Source organism: Bradyrhizobium sp. 23 (genome assembly GCF_023073295.1).
GTDB lineage: Bacteria > Pseudomonadota > Alphaproteobacteria > Rhizobiales > Xanthobacteraceae > Bradyrhizobium > Bradyrhizobium canariense_D.
Genome location: NZ_JADPJF010000042.1, coordinates 203,176 through 213,438 on the forward strand (window position 1 = coordinate 203,176; position 10,263 = coordinate 213,438).

The following is a 10,263-nucleotide window of genomic DNA, read 5'->3' on the forward strand; positions in this document are numbered from 1 at the left end:
GCAGGTCAGGATATCGCCATGAGCTTTGAGACTGCAGGTTATCAACTGGCGCCGGTGCTGCCCGAGCTCGTGCTCGCGGTCGGGGCGATGGCACTCCTGATGCTCGGCGCCTATCGCGGGCAGGAGACCACCAAGACGGTCACGACGCTTGCGGTGCTGCTCCTGATCGTTGTCGGCGTGCTCGAATACATGCTGCCCGCGGGCAAGCACGTGACCTTCGGCGGCAGCTTCATCGTCGATGATTTTGCCCGCTTCATGAAGATCCTGGCCCTGATCGGCTCGGCGGTGACGCTGGTGCTGTCGACCGAGTTCCTGTCGGATCCGTCGCGCCGCATCTTCGAATATGCGATCCTGGTGCTGCTCTCGACGCTCGGCATGATGGTGCTGATCTCGGCCGGCGATCTGATCTCGCTTTATCTCGGCCTCGAATTGATGTCGCTGGCGCTCTACGTTGTCGCGGCCTCGAACCGCGACAACGCCAAGTCGACCGAAGCCGGCCTGAAGTACTTCGTGCTCGGCGCGCTGTCCTCGGGCATGCTGCTCTACGGCTCCTCGCTGATCTACGGCTTCACGGGCACGGTGGCCTTCACCGGCATCGCGGCGGCCGCGACGATCTCGAATGTCGGCCTGTTGTTCGGCCTGGTGTTCCTGCTCGCCGGCCTCTGCTTCAAGGTCTCGGCGGTGCCGTTCCACATGTGGACACCCGACGTCTACGAGGGCGCACCGACGCCTGTGACAGCCTTCTTCGCCTCGGCCCCGAAAGTGGCCGCGCTCGCGGTCTTCACCCGCGTCACGCTGACCGCATTCCCGGGCATCGTCTCGCAGTGGCAGCAGATCCTGGTGTTCGTGTCGATCGCCTCGATGGCGCTGGGCTCGTTCGCCGCGATCGGCCAGAGCAACATCAAGCGCCTGATGGCCTATTCCTCGATCGGCCATATGGGCTTTGCCCTGGTCGGACTTGCCGCAGGCACGGTCGAGGGCGCGCAGGGCGTCTTGATGTACATCGTGATCTATGTCGCGATGACGCTGGGCTCCTTCGCCATCATCCTGGCGATGAAGCGGAACGGCCAGCCGGTGGAGCAGATCAGCGATTTCGCAGGTCTCTCTCGGACCAATCCGCTGCTCGCCTTCATGTTCGCGATGCTGCTGTTCTCGCTCGCCGGCATCCCGCCGCTCGCCGGCTTCTTCGCCAAATGGTACGTCTTCGTCGCCGCCATCAAGGCGAACCTGTTCACGCTCGCCGTGATCGGCGTGCTCTCCAGCGTGGTCGGCGCCTACTACTATCTCAGCATCGTCAAGACGATGTATTTCGACGAGCCGGCCGGGCAGGTCGATCCGGTGCGCGTCGAAGTCAAGACGGTGCTGGCGGTCGCGGGCCTGTTCAACATTCTGTTCGCCCTGTTCGCGGGCCCGGTGGTGAGCGTCGCCTCCGCCGCCGCCAAGTCGCTGTTCTAGGATGGCATTCGCGCTCGGTCCTCGTGCGGCGTCGGCGGGCTACAAGCTCGCAGCTTTCGAACGGACCGGCTCGACCAATACCGAGGCGATCGAGCACGCGAGGCGCGGCGAACGCGGCCCGATGTGGTTCGTGACGTCGGAGCAGACCGCCGGCCGCGGCCGCCGCCAGCGCCCCTGGATCGCACCAAAGGGCAACCTTGCAGCCAGCGTCCTCGAAGTCCTGGACGTTGCCCCTTCCGTCGCCGCGACGATCGGCTTTGCGGCCGGGCTGGCCGAGGAGGCCGCCCTGGAGAAGGTCAGCCTGGAGGCTGCACTGCGCCTCGGCGAGGGCCGTCCCCGCTACGCCCTGAAATGGCCGAACGACGTGCTGGCCGGCGGCAAGAAGCTGGTCGGCATCGGCCTGGAGGCCGAAGCCATCGGCGACCGTCTTGCCATCGTCGTCGGCATCGGCACCAACGTCGTCGCCGCGCCCGAGGGTACGCCGACGCCTGCGGTGTCGCTGGCCGCGCTCGGCGTCCAGATCAGTGCGGAGGAGTTGTTCTCGGCGCTCTCCGATGCCTGGGTGGAATTCCGCGGTATCTGGGACAATGGCCGTGGCTTTGCCGAAATTCGCAAATTGTGGCTGGAGCGCGCCGCCGGCCTCGGCGAGCGGGTCGCGATCCACACGGGAGTGATGACGCTGGACGGCATTTTTGACACGATCGACGACACCGGCTGCCTGATCGTCCGCACCGCGGAGGGCCGGCGCGTGCCGGTCGCCGCGGGCGAGGTGTTCTTCGGCACGGCCGCCTCCGTGGGAGCTGCGTGATGGCGAAGCCGGAAGAACTGGTATTTGCACCGCTCGGCGGGGTCGGCGAGATCGGCATGAATTTGTCGATCTACGGCCTCGGCAACCGCCAGCAGCGCGCCTGGCTGGCGATCGATCTCGGCGTCTCCTTCGGCGACGAGGAGCATCTGCCGGGCATCGACCTGATCATGCCCGACGTCAGCTTCCTGGAGAAGGAACGCAAGAATCTGATGGGGCTGGTGCTGACCCACGCCCATGAGGATCATTTCGGCGCCATCATCGACCTTTGGCCGAAGCTGAAATGTCCGATCTACGCGACGCAGTTCAGCGCCGCGCTGTTCGAGGCCAAGTGCGCCGCCGAGCGCAATGCGCCCAAGATCCCGGTGACGGTGGTGCCGTCAGGCGGGCGCGTCGATATCGGCCCGTTCAACGTCGAGTTCATCCCGGTCGCCCATTCGATTCCGGAGTCGCATGCGCTCGCGATTCACACCGAAGTCGGCACGGTGCTGCACACCGGCGACTGGAAGATCGATCCGACCCCGATCATCGGCCGCCCGACCGACGAAAAGCGGCTGCGGGAGCTCGGCGATGCGGGCCTGCTCGCCCTGATCGGTGATTCCACCAACGCCGTGCGCGACGGCCGCTCACCCTCGGAAGCCGAGGTTGCGAGCTCCATCACCGAGCTCGTCAAGGCCGCCAAGGGCCGCGTCGCGGTCACGACCTTTGCCTCCAATGTCGCGCGCCTCAAGGCCGTCGCCATCGCTGCGAAGGCCGCCGACCGTGAGGTCGTCGTGGTCGGCCGCGCCATGGAACGCGTGGTGCAGGTCGCGCGCGAGACCGGCTATCTCGACGGCGTGCAGAGTTTCCGCTCCGCCGAGGTCTACGGTCATCTGCCGCAGGACAAGGTGCTGGCGCTCTGCACCGGCAGCCAGGGCGAGCCGCGTGCCGCGCTGGCGCGCATCGCCAATGACGACCATCCCGAGATCACGCTCAACCGTGGCGACAGCGTCATCTTCTCCTCGCGCACCATTCCCGGCAACGAGAAGGCGGTCGGGGCCATCATCAATGGCCTGGTCTTGCAGGGCGTGGAGGTCATCACCGACCGCGACCAGCTGGTCCATGTCTCCGGTCATCCCCGCCGCGACGAATTGCGCGACATGATCGCCTGGACCAGGCCGCAGCTCCTGATCCCCGTCCATGGCGAGGCCCTGCACCTGAATGAGCACGCCAAGCTCGCGCGTGCCGCCGGCGTGCCGCGCGTGCTGGTCTGCCGCAACGGCGATCTCGTCAAGCTCGGCCCCGGCGATCCCGGCATCATTGGGCAAGTGCCTGCGGGCCGTCTCTACAAGGACGGCACGATTCTGGAGGACTCCAAGTCCCGCGCGGTGGGCGAGCGGCGCCGCATGGCCTTCTCCGGCTGCGCCTTTGTCGCCATCGCCATGACGGAGCAGGGCGAGCTTGCCGACGATCCCGCGGTCGAACTCGTCGGTATCCCCGAGAAGAACAAAGCGGGCGAGCCCTTCGACGACCTCGTCTTCGACGCCGTGGTCTCCACCGTCGAGGGCCTGCCGAAGGCGCGCCGTCGCGACCCGGATGCGCTGGCGGAGTCGGTGCGACGCGCTGTCCGCTCCGTGATCAACGAACATTGGGGCAAAAAGCCCCCCTGTCTGGTACATGTGCTGACAGTGTAACGGGAGAGAAACATGCTGGGCCGGCTCAACCATGTCGCGATCGCGACCAAGGACGCCGTCAAGGCCGCCAAAATCTATGGCACCGCATTCGGGGCCCAGATCTCGGAGGCCGTCGCGCTGCCCGAGCATGGCGTCACCACGGTGTTCGCGACGCTGCCCAACACCAAGATCGAGTTCATCGAGCCGCTCGGCGAGGCCTCGCCGATCGCAAAGTTCCTGGACCGCAACGCCGACGGCGGCATCCACCACGTCTGCTACGAGGTGGTCGACATCATCGCCTCGCGCGACACGCTGGTGAAGGAGGGGGCAAGGGTGCTCGGCGACGGCGTGCCGAAGATCGGCGCTCACGGCAAGCCGGTGCTGTTCCTGCACCCGAAGGATTTTTCCGGCGCGCTGGTCGAAATCGAGCAGGCATAGGCCGAAGCCATGGCCATCCAGATATCAACCGCGATCGCGATCTACTTCGTCATCTGGTGGGTCGCGCTGTTCCTGACGCTGCCGTTTGGCGTGCGCAGCCAGCACGAGGACGGCGTCGGAGTGCCGGGCAGCGACCCCGGCGCGCCGATCCTGACGCGGATGGGGGGCAAGCTGATCTGGACCACCATCATCTCGGCGGTCATCTACGGGATCGCCATGGTCGCCTATCACGCCGGCTATTTGTCGATCGAGCGCCTGTCGAAATTGATGGGCATGCCGTTTTAATTTCGTGGTTGGCTTGGTTGGGGGAAGAATGACTTTTCAGAGGATCGTCGTCGCGCTTCTAGTGCTGATCGTCGCCGGTCTCGGCGCCATCGGCTATTTCGAGTGGAAGATGGCCGTGCAGGTGCGCACCCTGAAGGCGTTCGTCGAGGGCTATGTCTTCAACGAGGCCGTGATCGCCTGCGAGCAGGCCAAGAGCTCGACCCCATTCAAATGGAACGGCGGCAAGAGCACCGCGGTGATCGGCCTGAACTCGGTCAAAACAGACAAATACACCGTCAGCGCCAGCTACACGCTGGTGGCGGACAGCGTCTATTGTGATTACGATCCGATCAAAAGAAAGGCCGAGATCGGCTCGAGCTTCCTGGAGCGGGAGTAACGATTCGGCCATGCCAAGCATGGGATGGGATCGTCATGGCGCAGGGGCAGGGGGACTACCGGATTTTGCATGAGGCGGCGTTGCGGGACTATCTCGCGGGCGTTGCGGATCTCGCCGCGACCCTCGGCGGCGAGCCGGCCTCCTGGTCGATCACCGAAGTCGGCGACGGCAATCTCAATCTCGTTTTCATCGTCAAGGGCGGCCGCGGCGGCATCGCCGTGAAGCAGGCGCTGCCCTATGTCCGCCTCGTCGGCGAGAGCTGGCCGCTGCCGTTGTCCCGGGCTCATTACGAATATCTCGCTTTGTCGCGGCAGGCCGAGCTCGCGCCCGGCCTCGTGCCGGCGCTGCTGCATCACAACGAGGCCCTGGCGCTGACGGTGATGGAGCTGCTCGAGCCCCACATCATCATGCGCAAGGGGATGGTTGCGGGCTCGCAGTATCCGCGCTTTGTCGATGACATCACCACCTTCATGGCGCGGACATTGTTCTTCACCTCCGACCTCGCGGTGTCGGCGGCCGAGAAGAAGCAGGGCATCGCAGCTTTCGCCGGCAACCATGCGCTGTGCAAGATCACCGAGGATCTGATCTTCACCGATCCTTACCGCGTCGCCGAGCAGAACCGCTGGACTGCGCCGTATCTCGATGCGCTCGCCGCAGAGCTTCGCGAGGATATGGACCTCCACGTCGCGATCTCCCGGTTGAAGCTGAAGTTCATGGCGAGCCCCGAGGCGCTGCTCCACGGCGACCTGCACACCGGCTCGATCATGGTCACGGGCGGCGAGACGCGGGTGATCGACCCCGAATTCGCGTTCTACGGCCCGATGGGTTTCGATGTCGGCGCCGTGCTGGCCAACCTCCTGATGGCCTATTTTGCCTCCGCCGGGCATGAGCGCACGCCGGGCGAACGGCGTGCTTTCGAGGCCTGGGTGCTGGAGACGGTGGAAACGGTCTGGAACGATTTTACGCGAAAGTTCCTCGAGCTCTGGCGCGCTGGCGCCGCAGGCGATGCCTATCCCGCCTCACTGTTCGCCGGCGAGACAGGCGCGGCACGGCTGGAAGCCGAGCGGCAGGCCTACATGCAGCGGCTGTTCGCGGACACGGTCGGCTTCGCCGCGGCAAAAACCATCCGCCGCATCTTCGGCCTCGCCCACAATATCGACTTCGAGCTGATCGAGGATCCGCGCCGGCGCGCGATCAGCGAAGCACGCGCCGTCAGGCTGGCAAGGGCGATGATGCTCGAGGTGGGGGCGTTTCCGACCATCGCGGATGTCACCGCTGCAGCGCGAAAATTGCGCGACTGGCAGCCGGAGTTCTAGCGGGCTTCTGCGCAAATCGGTGGGGCCCGCGCGCGACGCTCGCATACGTCAACCCCTTCAAGACGCTTGCGCTCGACGTGCCGTGGATGGTCAACTCTCGGACCAGAGCACGCTGCGTTGTCGGAGGGACCATGATGTTCAGGATAGTGGCGATCATCGCGGGTTTGGGGCTGGCACTGGTGGCCTCGGCGGAGGCCCAGACGCCGCGCAAGGGCGGAACCATCCGCATGACCGCGCCTTATGGCTCGAGCTTCACCAGCCTGGACATTCTTACCACGCAGCGCGCCCAGGACGAGATCTACGCCAAGGCGCTGCACCGGTCGCTCTACATCTGGAATTCCACGGAAGGCAAGCCGGTTCTGGAGCTTGCCAAGGAGGACGTCGTCTCGGGCGGAGGCCTCGTTCATACCTTCAAGCTGCGCGACGACGCCTATTTCCACAACGGCCGCAAGATGACGGCCGACGACATCATCTGGACCTACAACCGCATCATGGACGGCACCAAGGCTTATCCCGGTGCGCGCTATGTCCGCGTGATCGAGGGCGCGGCGGCGGTCGAGAAGGGCCAGGCCAAGGAGATCTCCGGCCTGAAGAAAATCGACGACTTTACCTTCGAGATGAAGCTGACCGAGAAGGTCGATCCAGGTTTCTACTTCTGGAACGCGATCACGTCGATCTATCCCGCCGACGAGGCCGCCAAGGAGAGCTTTCTCCAGAAGCCGATCGGTCTTGGACCCTTCAAATTCGTCGAGCACGTGCCGGGGTCGCGCATCGTTCTGGAGCGCTGGGATCGGTTCTACAAGCCCGGCAAGCCCTACGCTGACAAGATCATCGTGTCGGTCATGGGGGAGGCCGCGGCACGCGATGTCGCCTTCCGCAACAAGGAGATCGACACCTCGGTGCTGGGACCGGCGCAATATGTCGCCTATCAGAACGACGCCGACCTCAAGGGCACGGTCGTGGAAGTCGCCGAGGTCTTCACCCGCTACATGGGGATGAATCCCGCGTTCAAGCCGTTCGCCGACAAGCGGGTCCGGCAGGCGATCAACTACGCGATCGACACCGACCTGATCATCAACAAGCTGGTCAAGGGCAAGGCCTACCGGGCCACCAGCTGGCTGCCGCTCACCTCTACCGCCTACGACAAGGCCATGAAGCCCTACGCCTTCGATCCCGCCAAGGCCAAGCAGCTGCTCGCCGACGCCGGCTATCCCTCAGGCTTCGAATTCGAATGGACCACCAGCCAGAACGAGAGCTGGGGTCTGCCGATCGTCTCGGCCGTGATCCCGATGCTGGACAGGGTGGGCATCAAGGCCAAGGTCAAGCAGGTCGAGACCGCGGTGCTGGCGGAGGTGGTTCGCAGCGGCGACTACCAGGCCTTTGTCTATTCGCAGGCGACCGGACCCGATCCGCAGGCCGCCCTCAAATGCTTCCACTCATCGACACCGCAGTCGGCCTGCAACTACATGAACTTCAAGAATGCCGAGTTCGACAAGCTGATCGACGAGGCGGGGCAGTCCGATGACGCTGCAAAGCGTACCCAGCTGCTGCAGAAGGCCAATGCTGTTCTCTACGAAGAGGCGCCGGTCTGGTTCTTCAACTACAACAAGGCGGTCATGGCCGTGCAGCCGTGGCTCAAGGGGGTTCAGCTGAATGCGACCGAACTGACCCATCAGAACGTCGAAGACCTCTGGGTCGACGAGACCTCGCCCGCGAAGTGACACGCGCTCTCGCGCTCCCTCCGTCGCCATGAACGACGGAGGGAGAGAGGAAAAGTGCCGATGCTCTCCTTCCTGTTCCGCCGCCTGCTGCAGACCATTCCGACCGTGCTCGCAGTGGTGGCTCTGGTGTTCGTGCTGTTCAGCGTCGTTCCCGGCAGCATCGTCTCGTCGATGAGCGACGATGCCGATCCGCAGGTCGAGCTGCGCATGAAGAAGCAGCTCGGGCTCGACGATCCCGTCTATGTCCGCTTCGGCGCCTACATCGCCAAGCTTGCGACCGGTGATTTCGGAACGTCGTTCCGGACGCGCGAGCCTGTGACGTTCATGATCGCCAAGCGGATATGGCCGACGCTCCAGCTCATCTTCACCGCCATGGCGTTTTCCGTCGTGATCGGTGTTCCCCTGGGTTTCATCGCCGCGCTGAAGCCGGGGGGTATCGTCGACACGCTGGCCATGGTCGTGGCGGTATCAGGCCTTTCGATCGCCAAATTCTGGCTCGGACTGCTGCTGATGTACTTGTTCGCGTTGAAGCTCGGCTGGCTGCCGAGTTTCGGCTATGGCGATGGCGGACTGAAATATCTGATCCTCCCGGCCGTGACGCTCGGCGTCTCGCCGATGGCGCTGTTCGCGCGGACGACACGCGCCGCGGTCCTCGAGATCATGACCGCGGATTTCGTCCGCACCGCGCGCTCCAAGGGCATGAGCGAGACCCGAGTCGTGAAGTGGCATGTGATGCGCAACGCGCTTGTCATCATTCTCACCACCGTCGGCCTGCAGTTCGGCGGGCTGATGGGGCAGGCGGTCGTGGTCGAGAAACTGTACTCCTGGCCGGGCATCGGCTCGCTGCTGGTCGACAGTGTCCTGCAGCGCGACATTCCGGCCGTCCAGGGCTCCATTCTTGTCGTGGTGCTGTCCTTTCTCGCTATCAATCTGCTGATCGACGTGCTCTACGGCGTGATCGATCCCAGGATCAGATACGCATGAAGCTCCGCGCCAATCTCATCATCGGTGGCGCGCTGTTCGCGCTTGCGATCCTGGTCGGCCTGCTCGCGCCATGGCTGGCGCATACCGATCCTGTCCTGGACGCCAATCTGCTCAACGCGGAAGAGCCTCCGAGCTGGACTTGGTGGTTCGGCACCGACGACCAAGGCCGCGACATCTATTCCCGCGTCGTCTATGGCGCGCGGGTTTCGCTGACGGTCGGCATCGTCTCGCAGCTCATCAATAGCGTCATCGGCGTCGCGTTGGGCCTGAGCGCCGGCTATTGGGGCGGCTGGTGGGACGATGTCGTCAACGGCCTGACCAATCTCATGCTCGCGATCCCCTCGCTGATCTTCGCGTTGGCCATCATGGCGGTGCTCGGTCCCGGCCTGACCAGCCTGCTGATCGCACTCGGCTTGACCAACTGGTCCTTCACGTGCCGGATCGCGCGGGCCTCGGCGCTGTCGCTGAGGAGCCAGGGCTATGTGCAGGCCGCGACCGTGCTCGGCTACGGCGATCTCCGCATCATGATCACGCAGCTGCTGCCGAACATGCTAGGGCCGATCGTCGTCATCGGCACGCTCGGCATGGGCAGCGCGGTCTTGTCCGAAGCCGCGTTGTCGTTCCTCGGCCTCGGCGTCCGCCCGCCGTTTCCGAGCTGGGGCAGCATGTTGTCGGATGCCCGCGATCAGATCACGACCGCGCCGTGGCTCTCGGTGTTTCCCGGCCTTGCGATCTTCCTGACGGTGCTCGGCCTCAATCTGCTCGGTGACGGCCTGCGCGACATTCTCGATCCGCAATCGCGGAGCCGGCGCACATGACCCGCACGCCGCTGATCGAAGTCGAGGATTTGCGTATCGATCTCGACGATGGATCGCGGCGCGTTGCGGCGGCCGAGGGCATTTCATTCCGCATCGATCGCGGCGAGACGTTCGGCCTTGTCGGCGAATCCGGCTGCGGCAAAAGCATCACGGCGCTGGCCTTGATCGGCCTGTTGCGGCAGCCGTTGTCGATCGGCGGCGGTGTCATCCGGTTTGAGGGACGGGAGATCCAGCACCTTTCAGCCGCCAGGCAACGGGATCTGCGCGGCAATCGCATCGCCATGATCTTCCAGGAGCCGATGACGGCGCTCAACCCGGTCTCGCCGGTGGGCCGGCAGATCGCCGAGATGTTCGTGCTGCACAAGGGCAAGAGCTGGCGGGAAGCCGATAGACTGGCGGTCGAGGCGCTGGCG

General features: G+C 64.7%; 11 protein-coding genes. All 11 read left to right on the forward strand.

Translation table 11 applies throughout. From position 1 onward, the window contains the following. Nucleotides 1-18: 18 nt before the first annotated feature. Nucleotides 19-1,455, forward strand: a complete 1,437-nt coding sequence (gene nuoN / locus IVB32_RS10725; protein WP_018455081.1) for an NADH-quinone oxidoreductase subunit NuoN — start codon at nt 19-21, stop codon at nt 1,453-1,455. A 1-nt stretch (nt 1,456) separates the two neighbouring features. Then, nucleotides 1,457-2,263 carry a biotin--[acetyl-CoA-carboxylase] ligase gene (locus IVB32_RS10730; protein ID WP_085394843.1) on the forward strand — a complete coding sequence of 269 codons (807 nt, stop codon included), beginning with the start codon at nt 1,457-1,459 and terminating at the stop codon, nt 2,261-2,263. Next, nucleotides 2,263-3,933: a ribonuclease J gene (locus IVB32_RS10735; RefSeq protein WP_018455079.1), complete on the forward strand. Its 1,671-nt coding sequence runs from the start codon at nt 2,263-2,265 to the stop codon at nt 3,931-3,933. The genes IVB32_RS10730 and IVB32_RS10735 overlap by 1 nt, the downstream gene beginning before the upstream one ends. 12 nt (nt 3,934-3,945) lie before the next feature. Further along, nucleotides 3,946-4,350: a methylmalonyl-CoA epimerase gene (gene mce / locus IVB32_RS10740; protein WP_018455078.1), complete on the forward strand. Its 405-nt coding sequence runs from the start codon at nt 3,946-3,948 to the stop codon at nt 4,348-4,350. A 9-nt stretch (nt 4,351-4,359) separates the two neighbouring features. After that, the gene (locus IVB32_RS10745) at nt 4,360-4,635 is read left to right on the forward strand and encodes a DUF1467 family protein (RefSeq protein WP_018455077.1); all 276 of its coding nucleotides are present in this window, start codon (nt 4,360-4,362) and stop codon (nt 4,633-4,635) included. A gap of 28 nt (nt 4,636-4,663) precedes the next feature. Then, complete coding sequence (locus IVB32_RS10750; protein WP_007603574.1) at nt 4,664-5,011, forward strand: hypothetical protein; 348 nt, start codon at nt 4,664-4,666, stop codon at nt 5,009-5,011. A gap of 35 nt (nt 5,012-5,046) precedes the next feature. Further along, nucleotides 5,047-6,327, forward strand: coding sequence for an S-methyl-5-thioribose kinase (gene mtnK / locus IVB32_RS10755; RefSeq protein WP_018455076.1), 1,281 nt, complete (start codon nt 5,047-5,049; stop codon nt 6,325-6,327). A 134-nt stretch (nt 6,328-6,461) separates the two neighbouring features. Continuing rightward, the gene (locus tag IVB32_RS10760; protein WP_039799326.1) at nt 6,462-8,048 is read left to right on the forward strand and encodes an ABC transporter substrate-binding protein; all 1,587 of its coding nucleotides are present in this window, start codon (nt 6,462-6,464) and stop codon (nt 8,046-8,048) included. Nucleotides 8,049-8,108: 60 nt separating this feature from the next. After that, nucleotides 8,109-9,032, forward strand: coding sequence for an ABC transporter permease (locus IVB32_RS10765; RefSeq protein WP_247410437.1), 924 nt, complete (start codon nt 8,109-8,111; stop codon nt 9,030-9,032). Next, on the forward strand, nt 9,029-9,850 hold the full coding sequence (locus tag IVB32_RS10770; RefSeq protein WP_007603580.1) for an ABC transporter permease: 822 nt from the start codon (nt 9,029-9,031) through the stop codon (nt 9,848-9,850). Before IVB32_RS10765 ends, IVB32_RS10770 begins: the two co-directional genes overlap by 4 nt. Then, the coding region (locus IVB32_RS10775; protein ID WP_247410343.1) for an ATP-binding cassette domain-containing protein at nt 9,847-10,263 on the forward strand (417 nt) is incomplete at its 3' end. The genes IVB32_RS10770 and IVB32_RS10775, both read left to right, overlap by 4 nt.

Excerpts from the sequence above, each read along its gene's own strand:
- nuoN (WP_018455081.1), top strand. The coding sequence starts at position 19 with ATGAGCTTTGAGACTGCAGGTTATCAACTGGCGCCGGTGCTGCCCGAG.
- IVB32_RS10730 (WP_085394843.1), top strand. The coding sequence starts at position 1,457 with ATGGCATTCGCGCTCGGTCCTCGTGCGGCGTCGGCGGGCTACAAGCTC.
- IVB32_RS10735 (WP_018455079.1), top strand. The coding sequence starts at position 2,263 with ATGGCGAAGCCGGAAGAACTGGTATTTGCACCGCTCGGCGGGGTCGGC.
- mce (WP_018455078.1), top strand. The coding sequence starts at position 3,946 with ATGCTGGGCCGGCTCAACCATGTCGCGATCGCGACCAAGGACGCCGTC.
- IVB32_RS10745 (WP_018455077.1), top strand. The coding sequence starts at position 4,360 with ATGGCCATCCAGATATCAACCGCGATCGCGATCTACTTCGTCATCTGG.
- IVB32_RS10750 (WP_007603574.1), top strand. The coding sequence starts at position 4,664 with ATGACTTTTCAGAGGATCGTCGTCGCGCTTCTAGTGCTGATCGTCGCC.
- mtnK (WP_018455076.1), top strand. The coding sequence starts at position 5,047 with ATGGCGCAGGGGCAGGGGGACTACCGGATTTTGCATGAGGCGGCGTTG.
- IVB32_RS10760 (WP_039799326.1), top strand. The coding sequence starts at position 6,462 with ATGTTCAGGATAGTGGCGATCATCGCGGGTTTGGGGCTGGCACTGGTG.
- IVB32_RS10765 (WP_247410437.1), top strand. The coding sequence starts at position 8,109 with ATGCTCTCCTTCCTGTTCCGCCGCCTGCTGCAGACCATTCCGACCGTG.
- IVB32_RS10770 (WP_007603580.1), top strand. The coding sequence starts at position 9,029 with ATGAAGCTCCGCGCCAATCTCATCATCGGTGGCGCGCTGTTCGCGCTT.